This window comes from Nonomuraea sp. NPDC050556 (assembly GCF_044457355.1).
Taxonomy (GTDB): Bacteria; Actinomycetota; Actinomycetes; order Streptosporangiales; family Streptosporangiaceae; genus Nonomuraea.
Window position 1 is genome coordinate 293,296 of record NZ_JBITGU010000003.1, and the last position, 25,506, is coordinate 318,801.

General features: G+C 69.7%; 22 protein-coding genes. 12 read left to right on the plus strand and 10 right to left on the minus strand.

Going from position 1 to position 25,506, the window contains the following annotated elements:
- The first annotated feature begins 28 nt into the window (after positions 1–28).
- The gene (locus tag ACIBG8_RS30495; RefSeq protein WP_397346461.1) at positions 29–949 is read left to right on the plus strand and encodes a class I SAM-dependent methyltransferase; all 921 of its coding nucleotides are present in this window, start codon (positions 29–31) and stop codon (positions 947–949) included.
- Here ACIBG8_RS30495 and ACIBG8_RS30500 read toward each other — a convergent pair.
- Positions 888–1,694 (minus strand): glycerophosphodiester phosphodiesterase, encoded by an 807-nt coding sequence (locus ACIBG8_RS30500; protein ID WP_397346462.1) that lies wholly within the window; start codon positions 1,692–1,694, stop codon positions 888–890. The genes ACIBG8_RS30495 and ACIBG8_RS30500 overlap by 62 nt on opposite strands.
- Positions 1,695–1,751: 57 nt before the next feature.
- Complete coding sequence (locus tag ACIBG8_RS30505; protein WP_397346464.1) at positions 1,752–2,246, minus strand: beta-class carbonic anhydrase; 495 nt, start codon at positions 2,244–2,246, stop codon at positions 1,752–1,754.
- 125 nt (positions 2,247–2,371) lie between these two features.
- Here ACIBG8_RS30505 and ACIBG8_RS30510 point away from each other — a divergent pair, with 125 nt between their 5' ends.
- A complete protein-coding gene (locus ACIBG8_RS30510) occupies positions 2,372–2,674 on the plus strand; it encodes a hypothetical protein (RefSeq protein WP_397346465.1) in 303 nt (100 codons plus the stop codon).
- Here the strand turns inward: ACIBG8_RS30510 and ACIBG8_RS30515 are convergent.
- Positions 2,652–3,206 (minus strand): thioredoxin family protein, encoded by a 555-nt coding sequence (locus ACIBG8_RS30515; RefSeq protein ID WP_397346466.1) that lies wholly within the window; start codon positions 3,204–3,206, stop codon positions 2,652–2,654. The two genes, ACIBG8_RS30510 and ACIBG8_RS30515, sit on opposite strands and share 23 nt — an antisense overlap.
- Positions 3,207–3,244: 38 nt before the next feature.
- Here ACIBG8_RS30515 and ACIBG8_RS30520 point away from each other — a divergent pair, with 38 nt between their 5' ends.
- Entirely contained in the window at positions 3,245–3,613 is a 369-nt protein-coding gene (locus ACIBG8_RS30520; RefSeq protein WP_397346467.1) for a VOC family protein, read from the plus strand.
- Here the strand turns inward: ACIBG8_RS30520 and ACIBG8_RS30525 are convergent.
- The 5 genes from ACIBG8_RS30525 to ACIBG8_RS30545 form a co-directional block, all read right to left on the minus strand.
- On the minus strand, positions 3,610–6,528 hold the full coding sequence (locus ACIBG8_RS30525) for a glycoside hydrolase family 3 N-terminal domain-containing protein (RefSeq protein WP_397346468.1): 2,919 nt from the start codon (positions 6,526–6,528) through the stop codon (positions 3,610–3,612). The genes ACIBG8_RS30520 and ACIBG8_RS30525 overlap by 4 nt on opposite strands.
- A 32-nt stretch (positions 6,529–6,560) precedes the next feature.
- Positions 6,561–7,379 (minus strand): carbohydrate ABC transporter permease, encoded by an 819-nt coding sequence (locus ACIBG8_RS30530; RefSeq protein WP_397346469.1) that lies wholly within the window; start codon positions 7,377–7,379, stop codon positions 6,561–6,563.
- Positions 7,379–8,275 carry a carbohydrate ABC transporter permease gene (locus tag ACIBG8_RS30535; protein ID WP_397346470.1) on the minus strand — a complete coding sequence of 299 codons (897 nt, stop codon included), beginning with the start codon at positions 8,273–8,275 and terminating at the stop codon, positions 7,379–7,381. The genes ACIBG8_RS30530 and ACIBG8_RS30535 overlap by 1 nt, the downstream gene beginning before the upstream one ends.
- A 2-nt stretch (positions 8,276–8,277) precedes the next feature.
- On the minus strand, positions 8,278–9,555 hold the full coding sequence (locus tag ACIBG8_RS30540) for an ABC transporter substrate-binding protein (protein WP_397346471.1): 1,278 nt from the start codon (positions 9,553–9,555) through the stop codon (positions 8,278–8,280).
- 345 nt (positions 9,556–9,900) lie between these two features.
- Positions 9,901–11,178, minus strand: a complete 1,278-nt coding sequence (locus ACIBG8_RS30545; RefSeq protein WP_397346472.1) for an ROK family protein — start codon at positions 11,176–11,178, stop codon at positions 9,901–9,903.
- 114 nt (positions 11,179–11,292) lie between these two features.
- Here ACIBG8_RS30545 and ACIBG8_RS30550 point away from each other — a divergent pair, with 114 nt between their 5' ends.
- Entirely contained in the window at positions 11,293–13,728 is a 2,436-nt protein-coding gene (locus ACIBG8_RS30550; RefSeq protein WP_397346473.1) for a beta-galactosidase, read from the plus strand.
- 322 nt (positions 13,729–14,050) lie between these two features.
- Here the strand turns inward: ACIBG8_RS30550 and ACIBG8_RS30555 are convergent, their stop codons facing one another.
- Together ACIBG8_RS30555 and ACIBG8_RS30560 are read right to left on the minus strand one after the other, a co-directional pair.
- Positions 14,051–16,555: a DNA topoisomerase (ATP-hydrolyzing) subunit A gene (locus tag ACIBG8_RS30555; protein ID WP_397347803.1), complete on the minus strand. Its 2,505-nt coding sequence runs from the start codon at positions 16,553–16,555 to the stop codon at positions 14,051–14,053.
- A gap of 50 nt (positions 16,556–16,605) precedes the next feature.
- Positions 16,606–17,205 (minus strand): GNAT family N-acetyltransferase, encoded by a 600-nt coding sequence (locus tag ACIBG8_RS30560; protein ID WP_397346474.1) that lies wholly within the window; start codon positions 17,203–17,205, stop codon positions 16,606–16,608.
- A gap of 74 nt (positions 17,206–17,279) precedes the next feature.
- On the opposite strand from ACIBG8_RS30560, the gene ACIBG8_RS30565 reads away from it, so the two are divergent.
- From ACIBG8_RS30565 to ACIBG8_RS30600, 8 genes are all read left to right on the plus strand, one after another.
- Positions 17,280–18,101, plus strand: coding sequence for a TauD/TfdA dioxygenase family protein (locus tag ACIBG8_RS30565; RefSeq protein WP_397346475.1), 822 nt, complete (start codon positions 17,280–17,282; stop codon positions 18,099–18,101).
- Between the two features lie 51 nt (positions 18,102–18,152).
- Positions 18,153–19,403 (plus strand): 6-phospho-beta-glucosidase, encoded by a 1,251-nt coding sequence (locus tag ACIBG8_RS30570; protein WP_397346476.1) that lies wholly within the window; start codon positions 18,153–18,155, stop codon positions 19,401–19,403.
- Positions 19,397–20,347, plus strand: coding sequence for an N-acetylglucosamine kinase (locus ACIBG8_RS30575; RefSeq protein WP_397346477.1), 951 nt, complete (start codon positions 19,397–19,399; stop codon positions 20,345–20,347). Before ACIBG8_RS30570 ends, ACIBG8_RS30575 begins: the two co-directional genes overlap by 7 nt.
- A gap of 92 nt (positions 20,348–20,439) precedes the next feature.
- Positions 20,440–21,846: an N-acetylglucosamine/diacetylchitobiose ABC transporter substrate-binding protein gene (gene ngcE, locus ACIBG8_RS30580; protein WP_397346478.1), complete on the plus strand. Its 1,407-nt coding sequence runs from the start codon at positions 20,440–20,442 to the stop codon at positions 21,844–21,846.
- Positions 21,843–22,727: a carbohydrate ABC transporter permease gene (locus ACIBG8_RS30585; protein WP_397346479.1), complete on the plus strand. Its 885-nt coding sequence runs from the start codon at positions 21,843–21,845 to the stop codon at positions 22,725–22,727. The genes ngcE and ACIBG8_RS30585 overlap by 4 nt, the downstream gene beginning before the upstream one ends.
- A gap of 1 nt (position 22,728) precedes the next feature.
- Complete coding sequence (locus ACIBG8_RS30590) at positions 22,729–23,550, plus strand: carbohydrate ABC transporter permease (protein WP_397346480.1); 822 nt, start codon at positions 22,729–22,731, stop codon at positions 23,548–23,550.
- Between the two features lie 2 nt (positions 23,551–23,552).
- Positions 23,553–24,725: an ROK family protein gene (locus tag ACIBG8_RS30595; protein ID WP_397347804.1), complete on the plus strand. Its 1,173-nt coding sequence runs from the start codon at positions 23,553–23,555 to the stop codon at positions 24,723–24,725.
- A gap of 20 nt (positions 24,726–24,745) precedes the next feature.
- A complete protein-coding gene (locus ACIBG8_RS30600; protein WP_397346481.1) occupies positions 24,746–25,504 on the plus strand; it encodes a PIG-L deacetylase family protein in 759 nt (252 codons plus the stop codon).
- The last annotated feature ends 2 nt before the right edge of the window (positions 25,505–25,506 follow it).

Below are 25,506 nucleotides of genomic sequence, written 5' to 3' on the forward strand. Positions count from 1 at the left end.
GATGGCGGCCGTTGTTAGCGTCGCGGGCATGAGTTTCGAGCACCCGCTGGCCTATCTCCTGGGCATCGAGGGCATCGCGCTGATGCGGTCCTACGCGGGGGAGTCCGACCGGGCGTTCTTCGACGCGCGCCTCGCCGAGATCCGCCGGTTGCTCGACGACGACCTGCTGGCCGGGTCGGGGGTGGAGGTCGCCCGCGTCGATCCGGCCGAGGGGTACCGGATCTGGTCGGGGACCTACGACCTGCCCAACACGGCGTTCGACTTCGACGAGCCGATCGTCGGGGAGATCCTGGACACCGTTCCCGCGGGTGTCGCCGTGGACGCCGCCTGCGGCACAGGGCGGATGGCCGCTCTGCTGGCGGCGCGCGGGCATCGGGTGATCGGGGTGGACGGCTCGCCGGAGATGCTGGCGTTCGCGCGGAAGCGGGTGCCCGAGGGGGAGTTCACCGCAGGTGACCTGTCCGCCCTGCCGATCCCGGACGGCGTCGCCGACCTGGTCGTGTGCTCGCTGGCGCTGACGCACGTCAGGGCTCTGGAGCCGGTGATGGCCGAGTTCGCCAGGGTGCTGCGACCCGGCGGGCAGCTCGTGATCTCCGACATCCACCCGGACTCGGTGGCGCGCGGGCTGAACCCGTCGGTACGCCTGGAGGACGGGCGTCCGGGGCGGATCACCAGCTACCCGCACGCCATCGGGCACTACGTGCGCTCCGCCCTCGCGGCGGGCCTTCAGGTACGGCGGTGCGAAGAGCCGGGGAGCCGGTCACCGGGCGTCGGCGAGGAACTGCCGACCGCCGAGGCGATCGAGCCGTGGGACGTGCGGCCGTGGAACCTGGCCGCCCTGGCGCCGGAGGCCGTACACGCAGCCGACCACGACGTCCCGGTGATGGTCATCTGGCAGTTCGAGCGGACATCAGCGACAGGGCGTACTCGAGCTGGAGGTCGCGGTTGAGCACGATGTCCATGTACCGGCGCAGCACCTTGGGCCGCTTGGTCATCACGCCGTCGACCCCGGCGTCCAGGGCGCGCAGGAGCTGCCTGATGTTCTCCACGTTGTAGGTGATCACCTTGAGCCCGGCGCCGTGTGCCTGCTTGACGTAGGAGGCGCTCACCACGCGCCGCGGGACGCTGGCGTAGTCGGCATACCTCGCCAGGGATGGCAGAGCCTTCGCAGGGGTGGGGCCGAGCACGCCGGTGTCGGTCGGCACGTGCAGGAGCTTGATGAACGCCGAGTCGAAGCTCTGCACGATCGTCCCCCTGGGCGCGGACGGCAGCAGCGCGGACAGCCGGGACGCCATGTCGGGCGAGGCGCTGGACCGCTTCACCTCCAGCGCCAGCCCCGGCCCGTTCTTCATCGCGGTCATCACGTCGAAGAGCGTCGGCACCGGCTCGCCGGTGTACTTCTCGTTGAACCAGCGCCCGGCGTCCAGCGAGCCGATCTCGGCGAGGGTGAAGTCGCTCACCCGCCACGGCTTCCTGTCGGGGTAGAGCTCCTCGACGTTGGTGGTCCTGGCCAGCGACGAGTCGTGCAGGACGACGATCTCGCCGTCCTTGGTCAGGTGCACGTCGAGCTCGTAGAGGTCGGCGCCGGCCGCGTCCGCCGCGCGGAAGGCGGCCATGGTGTTCTCCGGCGCGATCGCCGACGCGCCCCGGTGTGCCACGATGACCGGCGCCGGAGTGTGCGGGATATAACTCATAATCACCATTCGATCGCATTGGGCAACCGATGGTTGGTTACGGCACGCCGTACCCGATCAGAGATCCACGCGGACGAGCCTTCCGGTGAGCACGTCGTAGATGGCTCCGCCCACGGGCATGCCCTGCGGGAGGAAGGGTGAGGTCCTGACGCGGGTGAGGTCGTGGCGCAGGGCGGCGCCCTGGTCCGGGACGGTCTGGAAGTCGAGGCTGCGGGTGTCGACGCCCTTCCCGAACGTCAGGTCGTGGACCTGGGAGTCGGTGACCTTGGCCATGCCGCAGTCGGTGTGCGGCATGATCAGGACCCTTTCCACGCCCAGCAGGTAGACGGCCAGCACGAGCGTGCGCAGGACGTCGTCGGTGACTCTCGCACCCGCGTTACGCAGGATCTTGGCGTCGCCGGGCTTGAGCCCGAGCAGCCCGAGCGGGTCGATGCGGGAGTCCATGCAGGTCACCACGGCGAGGCCGCGGCCGGCCCTGCCGGTCAAGCCGGAGCCGCCAAACTGGCTGGCGTACTCCAGGTTGGCGGAGAGTACGTCGTCAAAAGCGGTCATGTCTTGATAATCCCGCATTGGTTTTTGGTCACCGACAGCGGGTTGAGTTCACGAAGATCCCACGATCACCTATTACTTTGCGTGATGATGTCGTAGCCCATCGTGTGTGATCGAAGAAGGTTGCCGTGAGTAGGACCGAATCGCTGGCCGACTACCTGCGCGCGCAGGCGCGTCGCCGTCTCGACCGCGTGGAGCCCAACGACGAGGGCCGCAACGCGAGGTGCGCGCTCGCGCTCCTCGACGCCGCCGCCTACGCCGGCAGCCTGCCAGAGGACGACCCGCTCGTGCTCATGCTGGAGCGGGCCGGTTGCTTCGGCCCGCTGGGCGACGAGCCCTTCGACCCCGGCGAGACAGGGCTCTCGCTGATCCGGGCGTGGCAGGGCGGCGAGCCGCACGAGCTGCTCCTCACCCTCCGGGCTTCCACTTGATGCTGCAGCCCACGCTCGGCACCTGGTCGCCCTCGACCGGCCGCTCGTCGAGCACCGCGTCGATCGCGGCGCGCAGCGACTCGCCCGTCACCGGGATCTTGTTCCCGGGCCGGGCGCCGTCGAACTGGCCGCGGTAGGCGAGGTTCAGGTCGGCGTCGTAGAGGAAGAAGTCCGGGGTGCAGGCCGCCCGGTAGGCCCTGGCGACCTCCTGCGTCTCGTCCATCAGGTACGGGAACGGGAAACCCGCGCGATGCGCCTGCTCGGACAGGTGAGTGGCGTCGTCGTCGGGGTAGTTGACGCTGTCGTTGCTGCAGATGGCGACGATCGACATCCGGGAACCGTACTCCCGCGCCAGTGCGCCGATCCCCGACTCGATGTGACGCACGTAGGGGCAGTGGTTCGACAGGAAGATCACGAGCGTGGCCGGAGAGCCCTTCAACTCCTTGAGCGCGACGCTCCCGCCTTCGACGGCCGTGAGGTCGAAGGCGGGAGCGGGGGTACCTAGGGGAACCATGGAGGAATTGACTGCCATGGGATCATTGTCCCCTGTCGCGTGAAGGAGGACGAGCCATGAGCGGTATCGCCGCGATGCGGACCACCGTGTTCGACTGCCCGGACCCGATGGCCCTGGCGCAGTTCTACTCCCAGCTCGTCGGCTGGCCGATCAGCTACGCCGACGACGAGTGGGTGACCATCACCGAGAGCGGACCGCCGGCCAGGCTCGCCTTCCAGAAGGTGGACGGCTACCGCCCGCCGGTCTGGCCGGGCGCCGAGCACCCGCAGCAGATGCACATCGACGTCACGGTCGAGGACATGGACGTGGCGGAGAAGCAGGTGCTGGCGATCGGGGCGCGCAAGCACGAGTACCAGCCGAGCGAGGACGATCAGTTCCGCGTCTTCCTCGACCCGGCCGGGCACCCGTTCTGCCTCTGCGTCTAGCTCAGCAGGTCCACCGCCCTCCTGAGGTTGCCCCCGGCCAGCTCGTGGTCGGCGGCGGCCAGGGCGGTGAAGCCCGAGTCAGGCCGCATGGCCAGGCTGATCAGCGTGTCGTCCTGGGCGTAGGTGTCCGACCTGGACTTCTCCAGGAGCGTCGCCGCCGCCTTCAGCACCCTGACGTCGCGGACCTGCCCGTCGGGACGCCAGCTCACCGCCAGCAACGTCGCCGCCGCGGCCTTGGACAGCGCGTCGCCCCTGGCCAGCTGGGCGCGCAGCCCGGCGACGCGCTCGCGCGGCGCGTCCGTCCTGAGGCCCCAGCCGTACGGGAACAGCGGGTCGTAGACGGCGTCGCCCACGTTGGTCGGGATCTGCGCCTTCGGCCAGGTGAACGGCAGGCGCCCCGTGTACGGGACCTTGCCGAACAGCGGGTCGGACACCCCGGCGCCCTCGGTACCCGGGAGCCAGGCGGCGACCACGGCCTCGGCGCCGGACATGTCGCCGAGCTGCAGCGGACGGCCGGAGACGACGACCACCACGCACTTCATGGCCGCGCACACCTTGTCTACGGCCGCGCGGTCGGCGGCCGGCAGGTCGAGCGTGCGGCCCTGGCGGCCGACGTCGCCGAAGCCTTCCGCGTACGGCTGCTCGCCCACGACGACCACGCCCACGTCGTGCCCGGCCATCGGGGCCGACGCGTCGGGGGAGTGGGTGACCGTGGCCGCCTGGGCCTTGATGCCCTGAAGGATCGTGGTTCCCGGGGTGATCGGGCCCGAGGAGCCCTGCCAGGAGATCGTCCAGCCGCCGGACTGGTTGCCGACGTCGTCGGCGTTCGACCCTGCCACGTAGACCTTCGCCGAAGGCTTGAGCGGCAGCAGGTTCCCCTCGTTCTTCAGCAGCACCTGCGATTCGGCCGCCGCCGTACGGGCGACGGAACGATGCGCGGGCGAGCCCACGTCGGCGAGGCCGGAGCGGTCGGCGAAGGGGTGCTCGAACAGGCCGAACCTGAACTTCTGGGTGAGGATCCTGGCCACGGCGTCGTCGATCCGCGCCATCGGCACCCCGCTCCCGGCCTCGGCCGTGAGCGTCGAGACGAACTCCGGGTACCGGTGCGGCACCATGATCATGTCGAGGCCCGCGTTGATCGAGGTGCGGACGTCGCTGGGGTAGTCGCCGGGGATCTGGTCGATCGCCTGCCAGTCGCTGATCACGAAGCCCTTGAAGCCGAGCCTGCCCTTGAGCACGTCGGTGATCAGCTCGCGGTTGGCGTGCATCTTGAGCGGGCCGACGCTGGAGTAGGACGGCATCACGCTGCCGACGCCGCGCTTGACCGCCTCGGCGAACGGCGCGAGGTGGACGGCCTCCAACTGCTCGCGGGTGCCGGTGAAGACGCCCTGGTCGATGGTGTAGTCGCCGGTCGTGGACGAGCCGTACTCGGTGCCGCCGTCGCCGACGTAGTGCTTGGCCGTGGCCATGACCCCGTTGTCCTGCAGCCCGTCGATGATGCTCGCCAGCCTGCCGACCAGCGCCGGGTCCTCGGAGAACGACTCGTAGGCGCGGCCCCAGCGCTCGTCGCGCGAGACGCACAGGCACGGCGCGAAGTCCCACGGGATGCCCGTGGCCCTGACCTCCTGCGCGGTGACCTTGCCCGCCTTCTCGACGAGCGCGGGGTCGCGGGTGGCGCCCAGGCCGACGTTGTGCGGGAAGATCGTGGCGCCGACGACGTTGTTGTGGCCGTGCACGGCGTCCACGCCGTAGATCAGCGGGATCTGCAGCCGCGTCTGCTGCGCCCTGAGCTGGTAGCCGTCGACCATGTCCGCCCAGCCCCTGGCGGTGTTCGTCGCCGGGGCCGAGCCGCCGCCGGACAGCAGCGAGCCGAGCAGGTAGGTGGCGATGTCGTCCTGCTTGGCCAGCGCGCCGCGCTCGGCCTGCGTCATCTGGCCGACCTTCTCGGCGAGCGTCATCCTGCCCAGGAGGTCGGCCACCCGCTCTTTGACGGGTTTCTTCCTGTCGAGGTACGGCAGGCCGTGCGCGTTGATGACGATCGCGGGCTCGTCGGAAGGAGGCCTGGCGCCTCCCAGGACGATCGGAACCGTCTCGGCGGTCTCGGCGTCGGGGTCTTTGGTGGTTTTTACCTGGAAATTTCGGGATTCGCCGGAGGGGGTGCCTGCTGCGAAGGCCAGCGTGCCTTCCACCGGCGTGTAGTCCTGTCCGGCGGTAGCCGTCCCCGTCCCTGTCTTGTAGGTGACGGTCAGGTCGGCGGGCAGCGGTCTGGCGTCCGGCGTGGTCACCGAGACCTTGACGGTGACCGTACCGCCCTCGTCCGTCGGGTAGACGGGCCGGTCGGTGTCCAGTTTCGGCGGTCTCGGCGGGGCTGTGCCGTACACCTCGGCGTCGTCCCAGTAGAGGGTGCCGGACGAGTTGGCCTGCAGGCGCATCGCGTAGCCCCACATGGCGACCAGGTCGAGCTCGCCGTCGGTCGGGGCGCCGCCCGGCTGGTAGTCGGTGCGGCGGGTGAAGTCGGCGAACCTGGTTCTGACCTGCTTCCAGCCGTTGGTGTCGTCGGTGAAGGACGACTCGAACAGCTCGGACGCTCCGGCGTTGGCGCCGCCGTCCTTGATCTCGAAGAAGATCTTCTGCCCGGATCCCGTGCCCCTGACCCAGAACGAGAAGCCCTCGTACGGCGACCAGTCCTGGGCGGCGGACAGGTCGTGCGACCAGCCGCCCCAGTCGCCGACGGTGTAGCCGACCTTCAGCACCTTGCCTGGACGGTCGGTGCCCGGCTCGACGGTCAGGGTGGGGGTCGAGGTGGCGTTGTTGCCCCAGGCGATCACGCCGGGCGGCAGGCCCTCCGTCTCGAAGTCGGTGATGACGGGGAGGGCGGCGAGGGAGAGCGCGAATAACCAGTGTAATAAGCGCATAGCGTCATACTCCTCCATTGAGAGAGCGCTCTCTAGCCCTTGATGGCGCCCTGCATGATGCCCTGGATGATCTGCCTGCCGAAGATCGCGGCGACCGCCAGCAGCGGAACCGTGCCGACGACCGTCGCGGCCAGCACGAAGGAGTAGTCGACCGAGTAGCCGCTGGCCGCCGACGACAGCGCCACCTGCACGGTCGGGTTCTCCGGCGTGAGCACGACCAGCGGCCAGAAGAAGTCGTTCCACGCGTTCATGAACGTCAACATCCCGAGTACGGCTGCCGCCGGCCTGGCCAGCGGCAGGATCACCCGCCAGAACAGGCCGAACGTGGTGCAGCCGTCCACCCTGGCCGCCTCGATGAGCTCCGTCGGAACGGCGGCCGTCAGGTACTGCGCCATGAAGAACACGCCGAACGCGCTGACCAGGTTAGGCGCCACCACCGCGTAGAGGCTGTCGATCAGGTCGAGGTTGGCCATCATCATGTAGAGCGGGATGATCCCGAGCTGCGTCGGCACCATCATCGTCGCCACCACCGACACGTACAGCGCGTTGCGCCCCCTGAACCGCAGCTTGGCGAAGGCGAACCCGGCCAGCGTGGAGAACAGGATCTGGCTCAGCGTGATCGAGGAGGCCACGATCACGCTGTTGACCAGGGCGGTGCCGAACGACACCTGGGTGAAGACGCGCTCGATGTTGGCGAGCAGGTTGCCACCGGGCAGCAGCGGCGGCGGCACCTGGCCGAGCGCCGAGTTGTCCAGCGAGCCGACCACGAGGCTGTAGTAGAGCGGGAACGCCGAGAAGAACGCGATCGCCGCCAGGATGAAGTAGGTGAGCCTGGGAATCCTCCGCCGCATCAGGAGCTCCTGATACGTCGGACGAACAGGTAGTTGATCGCGGCGATGACCAGGATGACGCCGAACATCAGCCAGGCCGTCGCCGAGGCGTAGCCGAAGTCGAACCGCCCGAACCCGGCCTCGAACAGGTAGAGGGTCAGCGTCTGGAACTGGTGGTCCGACCCGCCGGTCGGCTGGCCGCCGCCGAACAACAGCGGCTCGGCGAACATCTGCATCCCGCCGATCGTCGACACGATGACCGTGAAGATGATCGTCGGCCTGATCGCCGGGATGGTGATCTTCCGCAGCCGTTGCAGGCTGGTCGCTCCGTCGATGATCGCCGCCTCGTGCAAGCTGTGCGGTACGGCCTGCATGGCCGCCAGGTAGATGAGCGCGTTGTAGCCGGTCCAGCGCCAGATCACCATGCTGGAGATCGCGATGTGGCTCGTCGCCGTGCCCGCGCTCCAGTCGATCTGCCCGGCGCCGAACTGGCCGAGCACCCAGTTCACGATGCCGTAGTCGCGGCCGTAGAGCTGGCCGAAGATGATCGCGACCGCGACCACGCTGGTGAGGTTGGGCAGCAGGATGCCGACCCGCCAGAACGTCTGCCCCCGCAGCCTGCTGCTGAGCACGTGCGCGAGCACGAGCGCCAGCAGCAGCTGCGGGACCGTCGACAGGATGAGGATGGAGACGGTGTTGAACAGGGCGTTCCAGAAGGCGGAGTCGGCCAGCAGCGTCGCGTAGTTGCCCAGCCCGAGGAAGGTGTGGTCGTCCTCGAGCAGGCTCCAGTCGTGCAGCGACACCCAGCCGGTGTAGACGAGCGGGAAGGCGCCGAGCGCCGCGAACAGCGCGAAGAACGGCAGGATATATGCGTACGGCGACGCTTTCGTGTCGAGGCGATACAGCCAGGTCCTCATCGTCAGACGATCTTCTTCACTTCGGCGACGGCCTGGGTCCACGCCTCGTCCGGGTTCTGCTTGCCCTGCTCGACGCGGACCAGCGCGTTCTGGATGGCGGTGTTGATGTCACCTGCCTTCGGGCCCAGATACTGCGCCTTCATCGTCTGCACGGACTCGGAGAAGATCTTGCCGACCGGGGCGTTGTTGAAGAACGGGTTGGTGAACTCGGTGATCACCGGGTCGCTGTACAGGCTCGTGGTCGAGGGGAAGTTGCCCTTGGAGCGGAACACCTTGGCCTGCTGCTCCGGCGCGGTCAGCCAGGTGGCCAGGGCGTACGCCTTGTCGATGTTCTTGCCTTGCTTGGGGAGGGTGAGGAAGGAGCCGCCCCAGTTGCCGGTGCCGCCGGGGATCCTGGCGATGTCCCACTTGCCCGCCGCGTTCTTGGCCTGCTCCTGGATGAAGGCCATCATCCAGCTCGGGCAGGCGATCGTGGCGAACGAGCCGCGCTGGAAGCCGGCGTTCCAGTTGGGGGTCCAGGCCTCGATCTTGGCGGACAGGCCCGCCTGGACGGCCTCGATCGTCTTGTCGTAGGCGGCGCGGACGGCCGGGTTGGTCTCGACGACGACCTGGTCGTTGCTGTCGTACAGGCCGACCTCCGACTGGCCGAGCACCGAGCGGTACATCACCCTCGGGCCGTCCATGAAGGCGCTCTTGGGCAGCTTCGCTGCGGCGAACTTCTTGCCGGTCGCGATGTAGCCGTCCCAGTCCGTCCACAGGGCGGAGACCTCGTCGCGGTTCGTGGGGAGACCTGCCTGCTTGAACAGGTCGGTGCGGTAACACATGGCCATGCCGCCGACGTCGGTGCCGAGGCCGATCTGCTTGCCGTCCTTGGACAGCGAGGTCGCCCACTTCCAGTCGGGCCACTGGCTCTTGATCTTGTCGGCGCCCAGGTCGAGCAGGTTGACGAACTTGTCGGGGGTGGCCTTGAACTGGCCGATCCAGCCCTCCTCGATCGCCTCGATGTCGGCCGCGCCCTTGCCGGTGGCCAGGTTGGTGGCGATGCGGCGGTGGTGGTCCTCTGCGGCTGTGACGCGCTCGACGATGTCGATGTCGGGGTGGAGCTTCTCGTACTCGTCGTACAGGCTCTTGTAGCCGAACTCGCCGAACGTGCCTATGACGAGCTTTGTTTTGGCCTTGGTGCCGCCGTCGCCGGTGCTCACTGTGCTCGGGCCGCCGCTACCGCAGGCGGTGGCGGCGACGAGGAGCAAGGGCAGGATCAATCCGCGCTGGTAACGCATCGAACCGCACCTCCGTAGTCCCTGAGGAAATTGCCCAGACCCTACGGCGGCTTAGAACAAACTTCAATATAAGTCGTAAAAAAAGTGCCCCGACTGTTAACAGCCCCGTGACAACCCTCGGATAGGGCCTTCTGTCGACGTACGGCTACGCCCCGCGCGCCGGCGCCGTTCGCGCGCCCGCATGCGCCACGCGGCGAGGTTGCACGCCCGCTTAAGGTTTGCGCGCCCGCTCAGGGTTTGCGCGCGTGCCCAGGCGCCCACGCACCGCTCTCCACGCATGCGCTACCCGCATGCCCGCAGCCGCGTGGGTGTCCACCTCTCACGGCGGTCAGGTGATTTGTGGCGTCAGCTCAGGACGGCCGCGTCGGTGGTGCGGGGTGCGCTGTCCAGCAGGAAAGCGTCGATGACCAGCGTCGCCGCCCCCAGCGCCACCGCGTCCGCCCCCAACTGCCCGAGCTCGATCGCCGTCTGCGCGTACGGCTGCGCCAGCGCGTGCCGCGCCGTGGCCGCGCGGATGTCCTCCAGGTGCCGCCGCCCCATCATCAACCCCGCCCACCCCCCGAGCACGATCCGCTCCGGGTTGAACAGGTTGACCAGGTTCCCCAGCCCGGCCCCCAGACACGTGACCGTGTCGGCCATCAGCTCGCGAGCGGCAGCGGACCCGTCGGCCAGCAGCGCGGCCAGCCCCGCCACCTCCTCCGCCAGCGGATCCGCAGAAGGAGAAACCTCGCGATACCGCTCCAGCAACCCCTCCGCCCCCACATACGCCTCCAGGCACCCCCGAGCCCCGCAACGGCACAGCCGCCCGCCGACCGCGATCGGCGTGTGCCCCCACTCGCCGGCGCTGCCGTTCGCCCCCCGATAGGTCATCCCGTCGGTGACGATGCTCGCCCCGACGCCCGACCCGATCAGCGCCACGATGGCGTGCCGCGCCCCGCGCCCGGCGCCGAACCACAGCTCGGCCTGCCCCATCGTCTTGGCGCCGTTGTCCACGTAGAGCGGCAGCTCGGTGCCGGTGCGCGGCGACCGCGTCTGGGCGCCCAGCAGGCCCTGGCTGCTCGGCAACACCGAAGCGCCGCGAAGGAGGGCGCCCAGAGGCACGCCCTGCCAGCCGTACGTCGGAGCGTGGATCACCGCGTCCGGCCCGCGCTCGACCAGCCCGGGGACGCCGATGCCCACGCCGAGGACGCGCTCCTGCGACACCCCCGCCTCGGCCATGACCAGGTCGATCCCGGCGAGGATGTGCCTGACGACGAGCTCCACGTCGTGGCGCGCAGGGCGCAGGGCGTACTCGACCTTGGCCTGCTCGGCCATCCCCAGGTCGAACAGCTCCACCCGCACGTGCGTCTCGCCGACGTCCACGCCGATGGCGTAACCGTGCTCGGCGTTGGCGCGCAGGATCACGCGGGGCCGCCCGCCGTCCGACCCGACCTGCCCGGCCTCGACGATCACGCCATCGGCCAGCAGGTCGCCGGTCACGTTGCTGACCGTCGCCGCGCTCAGCCCGGTGGCCGTGCCGAGCTCCTGGCGGCTGGCGGGACCGCCGAAGTAGAGGGCGCGCAGGAGGACCTCCCGGTTGCCGCGCCGAAGGTCGCGTACGGTCCTGCGTCGTGCCTCAGCCATGCCGTCCATCTTAGGCCACGGTTCGAAATAAGTCAGGCTGGAGGGTCTTGAGCTCCAGGTGAGGCGCGTGGCATGGTTCTTCCAAGGCGTAAATTAACCCTAGGGGGTACCAGCGTGACCATCGACGTGCGCGACGGCGTCACCGTCATCGACGGAGCACCGCGCGTGCTCGTCACCGCCGACTACCCGTACTACCGTGACGATCCGGCGGTGTGGGCGGACCGGCTGCGCGCGATGCGCGACGACCTGGGCATCGAGGTGATCAGCAGCTACCTGCCGTGGCGGCACCACCAGCCGGTGGCGTCCATGGACCCCGACTTCACCGGCCAGACAGGGGCAGCCACTGACGTCGTCGGATTTTTCCGCCTATGTCACTCGCTCGGCCTCAAGGTCATCGCCAAACCCGGCCCTTTCATCCACGCCGAGACCGACTTCGGGGGCCTGCCCGACTGGGTGTGCCCGGAACACAACCCCACGATCGAACCCCTTCTGGACGCGTGGGGCCAGCCGTCGCGATGGGCGGGCCTGACGTTGCCGGCGCCTTTGGGTACGGCTTTCGCCGCTCACGCCGGGCAGTGGCTGGCGGCGGTGGGCAAGGAGGTCCTCGACGCGGCGACGTATCCGGAGGGCCCGGTGATCATGATGCAGATCGCCAACGAGGGCATCTTCACCAACGGGGCATTGCCGTTGACGGCGTACGACTACAGCGCGTCGGGGGTGGCGTTCTTCCGCGACTGCCTGCGCGAGTGGTACGGCACGCTGGACGAATACAACCGAACCCACCACACCACCCACACCACCTGGACCGCCCCCACCCCACCCCACCCCACGAAACCCCCTCTGGAGACACCCTCGCCCGCTCAAGAGGGACTGACCGCCGCCCACGAGGCACCGACCCCCACCCAAGAGGCACTGACTCCCGCCCAGGCAACACTGACCCGGGCCGAAGCGACGTCCACCGCCACAAAAGCAGCGCCCACCCCTGAGACGCTCGCCTCCGCTATCGGGTCCCTGGCTGCACTCCAGTCGTACGTCGACTGGGGCCGCTTCCACGCCACCTACCTGCACGAGGTCTACCGTCGCTGGAGCGACGCCGTAGGCTGCCGGGTCCCCGTGGTGGTGAACCTCAACCCGCCCACCGTCGAAGACCTGGACGACTGGCTCACCCGAGTCCGCCCAGGCACCTGGGACGGCATCCACTACGGCTTCACCAACTGGATGGGCGTGGTCTCCGCCTCCCCGGACGCCCAGGCCCGCTACGTGATCGCCGCCAAACTCGCCCCAGGACCGAACCTGGAGGAGAACTGGGGCTTCTCCGAGCTGTACGACCGCGCCTACGCCGACGCCACCACCAGCTACCACCAAACCCTCCTGGCCCTGGCAACAGGCGCGACCGGCTTCAACGTCTACACCGGAGCCTCCACCTCCACCTGGCCCGACACGCTGGACTCGACGCACAGCGCGCCGTACCCCGACTGCGCCCCGATCGCCGCCGACGGCACCCCGACCGTGAAGGCCCCGGTGGTCAAGGCGCTGGCCGACTTCTTCGCCCAACACGGCCAGGAGTTCCTCACCGCAACCCCCGTAACGACAGGCGCCTTCGCCCTCTACACCCCCTACGCGGCCATAGCCGCCCAAACCCCCACAGCACAGACGCCAGAGACGTCGCCCGATGCCCCAGAAGAAGCCTGCACTCCGGATGACGCCCGCACTCCAGAAGCCGCCCGCACTCCGGATGGCGTCCGCACAGCAGAGGACGCCCGTACCTCGGAAGACGCCCGCACTCCAGAGTGCGGCCGCCTTCTACGCGCCTTCCACGACCGCATGAGGGCGGCAGGCCACGACTACGCCATCGTCGATCTGGAGACCGCCACGCTGGACGAGCTCTCCCAGCACCCAGTGCTGACCGTTCCCAGCGGCCCTTTCATGCACCGCCACGCCCAGGACCTCCTGGCCGCCTATGTCGCCCAGGGCGGCACCCTGCACATGGACGGCCCACCCCCCACCCTCGACGAACACCTCCACCCCTACGCCCGCTTCACCCCAACCCTCCACGTCGAGGGCGCCTCCGCAGCTAGCAGCCAGAAGCATCGGCCCGCCCAGACGGATCGTCCCTCCCAAGCCGCGCTCTCGCAGGCCGACACCTCCCCGACTGGCGCAACGTCGGCCACCCGCGCTCCTGCCGCAGTTCGTCCCACCCAGGTCCCGTCACCCAAGACCCTCAGGGTCGTGTACGGCAAGGCCGACGCGTTCCTGCGCACCACCGGCGGGAACCGCACCGCCTACCTCACCGTCCTGGCCGCCGCCGACAACGACGGTCCCGTACGCGTCGAGACCCCCCTCGGTGAGGTGGAGGTCGTGACGTGCAGGGGAGGCGGCGCCGTGATCCGCATCGTGGACGGTGTCGCCGACGACTTCATCGTGAAGGGCGTCAACATCTTCCTCGACTCCGCGGTCGCCGCCTCGATCACCGTCGCGGGCACCACCACGGCAGCCGACCACCCCGCCGACCTGACCCGCCTCGCAGGCAAGCTCACCACCCTCCCCTGACCCCGAAGCCCCATCACCCGCGTCGCTGGAACGAAACCGCCGGGTGTGAAGGCACGACCCCTCAAGCGCTGAGGCGTCATGGGACGGCAGGGGCGCGTCGTGCGGCGACCTGGTGAACGCAGACCCGCGCACGCCAGGACATCACGATGGCCCGCATGGCGTGCAGCCCCCGCATGATGCAGCAACGCGCTGATGCCCTCAGCCCTGCGCGGTGGTCTCGTCAGTAGGGCGAGATGATCCCCTCGCCGGGATGCCGCGCAGTGCCCCGGGAGATCGGAAACCCCCCGCGGTAGTCCCTCAGGGGACCCCGCGGGGAGCGGTGTCAGAAGAGTTCCGTTGACTCCGTCGAAGCAGCGGGCTGGTCGTCGGGCGAGGCGGCCAGCGAGCCGCCCACCGCGCCGATCGTGTGGGTGAGGCGCAAACCCGACCCGTCCCGCCTGCTGATCTCGTCAGGCAGCGGGATGGGCTTGCCCACCGCCGACACCGCCTTGGCAGGCGCGGGACCGGCCCACGCCAGCAGCAGAACGTCCTCACCCTTCAGGAACCGTTGCGCCCGCACACCACCGGTAGCCCGCCCCTTGGCCGGGAACTCGGCGTAGTCGGAGACCTTGCCGCCCCCCACCTGTGTCCCCGGCAGCGCCGTCGAGGTGCCCGCCACCGTCACCACCTGGGCGGGATGCGCGGGGTTCACCACGCCGAACCAGATGACCCGCGCCCCGTCGTCCAGCCGGATGCCCGCCATCCCCCCGGCGGGACGGCCCTGCGGGCGTACCACGGAGGCCGGGTAGCGGAGGAGTTGCGCGTCGGAGGTGATGAAGACCAGGTCGTGGTCCTCGGACGTGAGCTCCACCGCGCCCACCACGGTGTCCCCGTCCTTGAGCCCGATCACTTCGAAGTCGTCCCGGTTGCCCGGGTATTCGGGTACCACCCGCTTCACCACGCCCTGCGCCGTGCCCAGCGCGAGCCCGGGCCCGTCGGGGTCGAGCGAGCCGAGACCCACCACGACCTCCCCTGCGCCCAGCGTGACGTACTCGGCGATCGGGTGCCCCCCGGACAGCGACGGCGGGTTGGCCGACGGCGGCAGGGTGGGCAGGTCGACGACGGAGACGCGGATCATGCGCCCGAGCGAGGTCACCACCCCCACGTCGCCGCGCACGGATGAGCGGATCGCGGACACGAGCACGTCGTGCGCGGCCCGCTCCGCGCCCCCGGCCAGCGGGGAGGCGTCGGTGGTGCGGGCCAGCAGGCCGGTGGACGACAGCAGCACGAGGCACGGGTCGTCGGCGACCTCGAGCGTCACCGCCGCGCTGCGCGCCACCCCGGACGCCTCCAGCAGCACCGTACGGCGGGGCGTGCCGTACTGCTTGGCGACCTCGGCCAGCTCGGAGGAGACCACCTGGCGCAGCCGCTCGGGCGAGGACAGGATCTCGGTCAGCGCCGCGATCTCCTCGCTCAGCGTCTCCTTCTCGCGGTCGAGCTCGAGCTTGTCGAAGCGGGTCAGGCGGCGCAGCGGCGTGTCGAGGATGTAGGCGGCCTGGATGTCGGACAGGTCGAAGATCTCCATCAACCGGGCGCGCGCCTGCCCCGAGTCGTCGGAGGTGCGGATGACCTGGATGACCTCGTCGATGTTGAGCAGCGCGATGATGAGGCCGTCGACCAGGTGCAGCCGCTCCTGGCGCTTGCGCCTGCGGTATTCGGAGCGCCGCCGGACGACCTCGAGGCGGTGGTCGACGTAGACCTGCAGCATCTCGCGCAGGCCCAGCGTGCGCGGCTCGCCGTCGACGAGCGCCACGTTGTTGATGCCGAAGGTCTCCTCCATCGGCGTCAGCCGGTAGAGCTCCTCCAGCACCGCCTCGGGGATGAAGCCGTTCTTGACCTCGATGACCAGGCGCAGGCCCTTGTGCCGGTCGGTGAGGTCCTTGAGGTCGGAGATGCCCAGCAGCTTCTTGGAGGTCACCAGCTCCTTGATCTTGGTGACCACGCGCTCGGGGCCGACGTTGTAGGGCAGCTCGGTGACGATGATGCCCTTGCGCCGCGGTGTGACCTGCTCGATCGCGCACTTGGCGCGCATGCGGAAGGTGCCGCGCCCGCTCTCGTAGGCGTCGCGGATGCCCTGCAGCCCGATGATCGAACCGCCGGTGGGCAGGTCGGGGCCCGGCACGTATTTCATCAGCTCGTCGAGCGTCGCGCCCGGCTTCTTGATGAGGTGGCGGGCCGCGGCGACGACCTCGACGAGGTTGTGCGGCGCCATGTTGGTCGCCATGCCGACCGCGATGCCCGTCGTGCCGTTGACCAGCAGGTTGGGGAACGCCGACGGCATGACCGTGGGCTCGGTCTCCTGCCCGTCGTAGTTGGGCTTGAAGTCGACGGTGTCCTCGTCGAGCGACTGCACCATGAGCATCGCCGCGGGCGACAGCCTGGCCTCGGTGTAACGCATGGCGGCCGGCGAGTCGTCGGGGGAGCCGAAGTTGCCGTGCCCGTCGACCAGCGGGAGCCGCATGGAGAACGGCTGCGCCATGCGGACCAGCGCGTCGTAGATCGCAGTGTCGCCGTGCGGGTGCAGCTTGCCCATGACGTCGCCGACCACGCGCGAGGACTTGACGTGGCCGCGGTCAGGACGCAGCCCCATCTCGCTCATCGAGTAGAGGATGCGGCGCTGGACGGGCTTGAGCCCGTCGCGCGCGTCGGGGAGCGCACGCTGGTAGATGACCGAGTAGGCGTACTCGAGGTAGCTGTTGCGCATCTCCGAGGACACGTCGATATCGACGATCCGCTCCTCGAAGTCCTCAGGCGGGGGTGTGGTCGTGCGTCGGGCCATGTCGAACATTGTGCCGAATGGCACGGGTGCTCGCGACTTCAGCGCCCGTTCTGTACGGCTTACGCCGGAGAATTTCGCTGCGGGGGAAGCCCGCGCATGGCTCCCGGCCACGGGCCGGGGGTGGTGCCCGCGTCCAGGTCGCCGGGCTCGTTCAACCGCTCGTCGTAGACGCGGAAGCCGCGAGCCTGGTAGTTGGCCAGCGCCGCGGGCCCGTCCAGCGAGCACGTGTGCAACCAGACGCGCGTGGTCTCAGCAACAGACGGATGGCGCGAGGCGAGGTCCCAGGCGCGAGCCGTACCAGCATGAAGCAGTGCCCCGCCGACGCCACCGCCCATCGCGTACGGCAGCAGCCCGAAGTAGGCGATCTCCACCTGGCCGTCGCCCGACGTGTCGAACTCCGCGTATCCGGCCGGGGTGCCCCGATGCCAGGCCACCCACGTCTCCACGCCGGGCCGCTCCAGGTAGGACGTCCACTCGGCGAAGGTCCAGGAGAGCCGGTCGGTCCACTGCCAGTCGCCGCCGACCGACGCGTACAGGAACCGGCTGAACTCCGGCGAGACCACCTCGGCCCGCACGATCTCCACGGGCAGCCGCGGCGGCTTCGCCGGGAGGAGGTCGGCGGGGGAGGTCTGCTCCAGGTACCACGTAGTGACGTCCACCGGCACCATAGTAACCTTGACCAAGCGGTTGCTTGTTTATAGCGTAAGAACCCCCTGAGCTGCCGGAGGCCGTCGTGATCGAGTTCCATCCCGTGACCAAGCACATAGGCGCCGAGGTGACCGGGGTCGATCTGCGCAAACCCCTGTCGCCCGAGGAAGTGGCCACGCTGAGGCAGGGCTGGCTGAAGCACCTGGTGCTGTTCTTCCGCGAGCAGCACATCGACGACGAGCAGCACCTGCAGTTCGCGCTGAACTTCGGCTCGCTCAACCACCCGGCCTTCAAGAAGGACAGCGACAGCCCCATCCACGTCCTCGACCAGACCGACCCCAAGGGCGAGGGCGGCGACGAGTGGCACAGCGACAACACCTTCGAGCCGACCCCGCCCATGGGGTCGCTGCTGCGCTGCGTCCAGTTGCCGAGCGTCGGCGGTGACACCTGCTGGGCCAACACCTACCTGGCCTACGAGACGCTGTCGCCGTCCCTGCAGCGCCTGTGCGACGAGCTGACGGCCGTGCACGACATCACGATGTCGATGAAGAAGGCCATCTCCAAGGGACACCCCTTCGTCCTGGAGGAGATCCAGGCGAAGTGGCCGCCGATCGAGCGCCCGGTGGTGCGGGTGCACGCGGAGACCGGGCGCAAGGCGCTGTTCGTCAACCGCGCCTCCACGACCAGGCTGGTGGGGCTCACGGACCGGGAGAACGAGGCGCTGCTGCCCCTGCTGATCGACCACATCAGGTCGCCCGAGTACCAGTGCAGGCTCAAGTGGGCGCCCGGCACCCTCGCCTTCTGGGACAACCGGCCCACCCAGCACTACGCCGTCGCCGACTACACCGAGCGCCGCAGGATGCACCGCGTGACCGTCAACGCCTTCCCGGAACACCAGGACCGGTGAAACCCACCGGGGGCTAACATTTAGGAAAGTTTCCTAATTCTTGGAGCCCCCATGAAGCTCGCCGTCGTAGGAGGCGGATCCACCTACACCCCCGAGCTGATCGACGGGTTCGCGCGGCTGCGCGACGACCTGCCGCTCAGCGAGATCGCGCTGATCGACCCCGACGCCCATCGCCTGGAGCTGGTCGCCGGGGTGGCCCGTCGCATGCTCGCCAAGGCCGGGCACCCGGCCGAGGTCGTCGCCACCCCGGACGTCGAGACCGGCGTCCGGGGCGCGCGGGCCGTCCTGTTCCAGCTCCGCGTGGGCGGCCAGGCGGCGCGCGACGTGGACGAGACCTTCCCGCTGCAGTGCGGCTGCGTCGGCCAGGAGACGACCGGCGCGGGCGGCCTGGCCAAGGCGCTCCGTACGGTCCCCGTCGTCCTGGAGCTGGCCGAGAAGGTGCGCGCGCACGCCCCTGACGCGTGGATCGTCGACTTCACCAACCCGGTCGGCATCGTCACCAGGGCGCTGCTCGACGCGGGACACCGCGCGATCGGGCTCTGCAACGTCGCGATCGGCTTCCAGCGCAGGTTCGCCAAGCACCTGGGCGTCGCGCCGGAACAGGTCAGCCTGGGCCACGTCGGCCTCAATCACCTCACCTGGGAGCGTTCCGTCCACGTCGACGGCGTCGACGTGCTGCCGCAGCTCATCGCCGACCACGGCCGGGAGATCGCCGACGACATCGGCCTGCCGCTGGAGCTGGTCACCCGCCTCCGGACGGTGCCCTCCTACTACCTGCGTTACTTCTACGCCCACGACATCGTGGTCGGCGAGCAGAAGGCCAAGCCGTCACGCGCCGCCGAGGTGGCCGCGATGGAGCAGGAACTCCTCAAGCTGTACGCGGACCCGGCCACGGACACCAAGCCCGAGCTGCTCTCCAAGCGCGGCGGCGCGTTCTACTCCGAGGCCGCCGTGGCGCTCATCGCCTCACTCCTGGGCGACAGGGGCGACGTCCAGGTCGTCAACACCCGCAACAACGGCACGCTGTCCTTCCTGGCCGACGACGCGGTCATCGAGGTCCCGGCGCGGATCACCGCGGCGGGAGCCGTACCCCTGCCCGTCGAACCCCTGGACCCGCTCTACGCGGGCCTGGTCGCGGGCGTGTCGGCCTACGAGGAACTGGCCCTCCAGGCGGCCCTGTACGGCGGAGCCGACCGCGTGCGCAACGCCCTGCTCGCCCACCCGCTGGTCGGCCAGGAGGCCGTCGCCGCCGAGCTGACCGGGCTGCTGCTGGACAACAACCGCGGGTTCCTGCCGTGGTGACCCTATTGGCCGTCGACGGCGGCAACAGCAAGACCGACGTGCTCCTCTTCACCCCCGACGGCCAGGTCCTCGCCAGGGGCAAGGGCGGGCCGTTCCTCCCCCAGAGCGAGGGCGCCCCGGCCGCGGTCGACGTGATCGACCACGTCGTACGGCAGGCCCTGGGCTTCGACGGCCGCGCCGAGCACCTGGTGGCCTACCTGGCGGGGGCGGATCTTCCGGAGGAAGAAGACGCCCTGAGTGCGGAAATCTCCGGGCGCAACCTCGCGGGCAGCGTGCTGGTGCGTAATGACACGTTCGCCCTGCTGCGTTCAGGAGCGTCAGGGCCGTGGGGCGTCGCGGTGGTCTGCGGCGCCGGGATCAACGCGGTCGGCGTCGCGCCGGACGGCCGGGTCGCCAGGTTCCTGTCGCTCGGCGCGATCAGCGGCGACTGGGGCGGCGGTGGCGGCCTGGCCGACGAGGCGCTGTGGCACGCGGCCAGGGCCGAGGACGGCAGGGGCGGGCCGACCGAGCTGGCCGGGCTGATCAAGGCCACCTTCGGCGCGGACACGGTCGAGCAGGTCATCCTCGACCTGCACTTCGGGCGGCTGTCCAGGGCCGACCTGTTCGTGCTCACCCCCGGCCTGCTCCAGGTCGCTGCCCAGGGCGACGGGATCGCCAGGGGCCTGGTCGAACGGCTGGCCGACGAGGTCGTGACCATGGCCGAGGTCTGCCTGCGCCGTCTGGACCTGCTGGAGACGCCGACGGAGATCGTGCTCGGCGGGGGAGTGCTGCGCGCCCGCGACCCGCTGCTCGGCGCGTTGCTGGAGGAGCGGTTCTCCGCCAGGGCGCCGCACGCGAAACGGGTGGTCGCCGACGCGCCGCCGATCGTGGGGGCGGCGCTGAGCTGCCTCGACCTGATCGGCGCGCCCGAGGCGGCGAAGGCGGCGTTGCGCGCGCAGTTCTGAGGACGAAAGGTTGACGCTCTTCGCGACGTCAACCTATAGTCGGCCGCTAACCGTCTGGAAGGTATCCAGACGGTTAGCGCTCAGGAGGAACCATGTCCCTCGCCCGCCGCGACGTCCTGCGTGGTCTCGGCCTCGCCGCGCTGGCCGCCCCCCTCGCAGCCTGCGCCACCGGCCGGTCGGCCACCCCGGCCCCCTCCGCCACGGCCTCGGCCGCCGCGACCTCCGCCGCCAACCCCTTCGGCGTCCAGGCGGCGAGCCCGCTCGAAGTGGTGATCTTCAGTGGGGGCAACAGCGACAAGTACGCCGTCGACCTGCACGAGGCCGCCTACAGCAAGGCCTACCCGCAGGCGAAGATCAAGCACGTGGCCACCCAGAAGGTCGGCACGCAGCTGCGCCCCCGCTTCATCGCGGGCGACGCCCCCGACGTGGTCAACAACTCGGGCCCCGAGGCGCTCGACCTGCAGTCACTGGTCGCCGAGGGCCACCTGGCCGACCTGACGCCGCTGTTCGCCGCGCCGTCGCTCGCCTTCCCCGGCAAGACCGTCCGCGAGACGCTCGTCGGCGGCGTCTACGAGAACTCCCTGATCGACGGCGTGCCGAGGGTCCTGCAGTACACCGTGGCGCACCGCGCGCTCTGGTACAACGCCAAGCTGTTCCAGGCCAAGGGCTGGACGGCGCCGCGTACCTGGGCCGAGTTCACCGCGCTGGGGGAGAAGGCCAAGGCGGAGGGCATCGCCCTGTTCGCGTACCCGGGCCAGGTCGGGCCGTTCTACCAGCTGTGGAACCTCGTCTACAGCGCCGCCAAGATCGGTGGCAACAAGGTCATCGTGGACATCGACAACCTGGCCGACGGGGCGTGGAAGGCCGACGCCGTCCTCCAGGCGGTCACCGCGTGGGCCAAGCTCCAGAAGGACTACGGCGACCCGGCCTACTTCGGCCTCGACCACACCCAGACGCAGGTCAAGCAGCTCCAGGACAAGGTGCTGTTCTACCCGTGCGGCTCGTGGCTGGAGAACGAGATGGCCAAGGACAAGCCGGACACCTTCGAGTACGCGATCGCCCCGGTGCCCAGCATCACGGCCGCCGACGCCCTGCCGTACGAGGCGATCATGATCGGGGTGTCCGAGGCCTTCTTCGTCTCGGCCAAGGGCGAGAACCCGCAGGGCGGGCTGGAGTACCTGCGGCTCATGCTGTCGCGCGAGGGCGCACGCGGCTACACCGAGATGACCAGGAACCTCACCGTGGTCAACGGGGTGGTGGACGGGCTCAAGCTCACCTCGGCCGTCGAGAGCGCGGCCAGGGCGCAGGAGGCGGCCGGGCAGAACACCATCACCGACGCCCGCTTCGAGGGCTGGTACAAGGAGCTGTTCGACTACGGGCAGACCCAGACTAACTCGGTCATGGCCGGACGGATCACCCCGGCGGAGTTCTGCGCCAACATGCAGAAGAAGGCGGACGACCTCAAGGGGGACTCCTCGATCGCCAAGCAGACCAGGTGAGGAAATACGGCTTCGTCGCCGGGTTCCTGGTCCTGCCCGTCGCCCTCTACGCGGTCTTCGTGATCAGTCCGTACGCCCAGGCGTTCCAGATCGCGCTCACCGACTGGCGCGGAGTGTCGGCGAACCTGCGTTACGTCGGGTTCGACAACTTCACCCGGCTGTTCGGCAGCACGCCGTTCTGGCAGGCCCTGCGCAACCACGCGATCCTGCTGGCGGCCATGCCGCTGCTGACCATCGCCGTCGCCCTGGCGCTGTCCTACCTGCTCGACCCGGGCACGGGGAAGACCGGCGGCTCGGGGTTCTACCGGGTGGTGTTCTTCCTGCCGCAGGTGCTGGCCGTGGCCGTGGTCGGCGTGCTGTTCAAGGCGGTGTTCCGCCCCGACCAGAGTGGGGTCGTCAACGGCGCGCTGGCCAGGCTCGGCGTGGAGCCGGTCGGCTGGCTGACCGACCAGAACCTGGCGCTGTGGTCGATCATCGCGGTGATGGTCTGGCAGGGGGTCGGCTTCTACGTCGTGCTGTTCTCCGCCGGGATGGCGGCGATCCCGAAGGACGTGTTCGAGGCGGCCTCGCTCGACGGGGCGGGGCGGCTGCGGATGTTCTTCTCGATCACGCTGCCGCTGATCTGGGACACCGTACAGGTGGGCTGGGTCTATCTCGGCATCGCGGCGTTCGACGGGTTCGCGCTGGTCAACGTGCTGTCCATGGAGCAGGGCGGCCCGGACGGCGCGACCACGGTGCTGGCCGTGGAGATCTACAAGAACGCGTTCGGCTACTCCCGCTTCGGCTACGCCTCGGCCATGGGCGTGGCGCTGTTCTTCCTGACCCTCACGTTCGCCGCCCTGACGATGCGCGTCACCCGCCGCGAAAGGGTCGTGTACTGAAATGTCGAAGAGAATCGGTATCCAGGTAGTCCTGGGGATCTGGGCGCTGCTCATCGTCGCGCCGCTGGTGTGGACGCTGCTCGCCTCCTTCAAGAGCAACGCCGAGATCTTCGGCGACGCCCTGCAACTGCCCGGCGAGCTGCGCTGGGACAACTGGGTCAGGGCCTGGGAGCGGGCCAACGTCGGGCGCTACCTGCTCAACACCGTCGTCGTGGTCTTCTTCGGCGTCGCGGGCACGATGCTGCTCAGCTCGATGGCCGCCTACGTGCTGGCCCGCTACAGGTTCCCGGGCAACCGGCTGATCTACGGCCTGTTCGTCTCCGGGATGGCCTTCCCCGTCTTCCTCGCCCTGGTCCCGCTCTTCTTCGTGGTGGACGGGCTCGGCCTGCTCAACACCCACGTCGGGCTGGTCCTGGTCTACATCGCCTACTCGCTGCCGTTCACGGTGTTCTTCCTGACGTCGTTCTTCAGGGGGCTGCCCGACGCGGTCGCCGAGGCGGCGCTGATCGACGGCGCCTCGCACACCCGGACGTTCTTCCAGGTCATGCTGCCCATGGCCAAGCCAGGGCTGGTCAGCCTGACGATCTTCAACGTGCTCGGCCAGTGGAACCAGTACCTGCTCCCGCTCGTGCTGCTCTCCGGCGACAAGAGCAAGTGGGTGATCACCCAGGGGGTGGCCGACATCTCGGTCATCGCCGGGTACGAGGCCGACTGGCCCGCCCTGTTCGCGGCGCTCAGCATGACGGTCCTGCCGGTCGTGCTCGCGTATATCGTCTTCCAGCGACATATCCAGTCCGGGCTGACATCGGGAGCCGTGAAGTGAGCATGTCCGCAGCCAACCCCAAGGTCTTCCGCACGCTCAACGAGCGCGCCGCCCTGGAACTGCTCCTGGCGCACGGCACCCTGACCCGCGCCGAGCTGGAGCTGCACACGGGCCTGTCCAAGGCGTCCTCAGCCGAGGTGCTGCGCAGGCTGGAGAAGGGCGCCCTGGTCAGGAAGGCGGGCCACAAGCCGGGCAACGCGGGCCCGGCGGCGCAGATGTGGGAGCTGGACGGCTCGGCAGCGCTGGTGGCGGGCATCGACCTCACCGCGCGCGGCGTGGAGGTGTCCGTCGCCGACCTGACCGGCCGCGTCCTGGTACGGCACGCGTCACAGGCCCCAGGCGAGGGCGCCGACGCGGTCGAGTTCCTCACCGCGGCCGTCGAGACGGCGGCCGCCGAGGCGGGGTTCGTGCTCGGCGACCTCGACCAGATCGTGCTCGGCGTCCCAGGAGTGGTCGACGCCGAGGGCGTACGGCTCAGCCAGGCCGTACAGCTGTCCGGGTGGTCGCATCTGGACGACCTGTCCGACCTGCGGGAACGGCTGGGGCCCGAGCGCTTCCGCCTGGAGAACGACGTCAACCTCGTCGCCATCAGGGAGCTTGCCGAGCACGAGGGCAGCAGCTTCGTGCTGCTGTGGGTGGGCGGCGGCGTCGGCGCGGGAGCCGTGCTCAACGGCGCGCTCTGGCGCGGCGTCACCGGCAGGGGCGGCGAGGTCGGCTCCGTGGTCGTGCCCGACCGGGTCTCGCGCGGGCGGGTCTACGGCCCGGACGGCGGCCCCCTGGGCGCGCTGCTCGGCACCCGTCCCATCGCCGAGCTCGCCCAGGCGCACGGCCTGACCGTCGAACCCACGCTCCAAGCCGTCGCCGCGCTGCTGGCAGACGCGCCTCCCGCATTGCTCGCCGACGTGGCCTCCCGCGTGGCGCTCGGCGCCACTGCGGCCGTCGGCGTCCTGGACCCGGGCATGCTCGTGCTCGGCGGCCCCCTCTGCACAGCGGCGGGCGAGCCCCTGCGCGCCCTGGTCGCCGAGCTCCTCGTGCCGACAGGACTGGCGGCCGTGCGCGTGGTGACGAGCCGCGCCTCGGGCAACGCCGTTCTGGACGGCGCCCTTTGCTATGCCCTGGACCTGACCCGCGAGCGGGTCTTCCAAGCCGGAACGGCCGGCCTTACTCCATCTTGAGGAAATCCATGTTGCGAACCATGATCATTGCCGCCCATCCCGACGAACCCGAGATCTACGCGGGCGGCACGGCCGCTCTGCTGGCCCGCGGCGGCCACGCGGTGAAGTTCCTGACGCTCACCAACGGCGACGGCGGACACCACGTGCTGGAACGGCTCCCCCTGGCCAGGCGGAGGGCGCAGGAGGCCAGGCGGGCCGCCGACGCGCTCGGCGTCGTCGACTACGAGATCCTCGACGTCTCGGACGGCTTGCTCGAACCCACCGTGGAGCTTCGGATGCGGGTGATGCGCGAGCTGCGCGCCTGGCGGCCCGACCTGGTGATCGCGCTGCACGGCGACGGCGCCGGGCACCCGGACAACCGGGCGGCGGGCAAGCTGGTCGAGCACGCCGTCGAGCTGGTCACCGTGCGCAACCTCGACGCGGGCCCGCCCTTGGAGCGCCAGCCGGTGTGCCTGCTGATGACGGACTACGCCTCGCGGCCCGTCCACCGCGACGACGTGGTCGTGGACGTGGACGAGGTGATCGAGGCCAAGCTGGACGCCTGCGTGGCGCATGCCTCGCAGTTCCTGGAGTACGCCCCCTGGCAGCGCGGCTTCCTGGACCGGGCGCCGGACGCCGGGGACGCCGCCGCCTGCCGTACCTTCGTGCTGGAGCATTGGGCCGAGTTCCTGGAGGCGGAGACCTTCCAGCTCGCCGGATACGGCAGGCGGGCGGGCGCTTCTGAGCTGCGCGAACTGCTTCCCGCCTCGGCTCGGGCAAAAAACGTCGGGGAAACCTGATA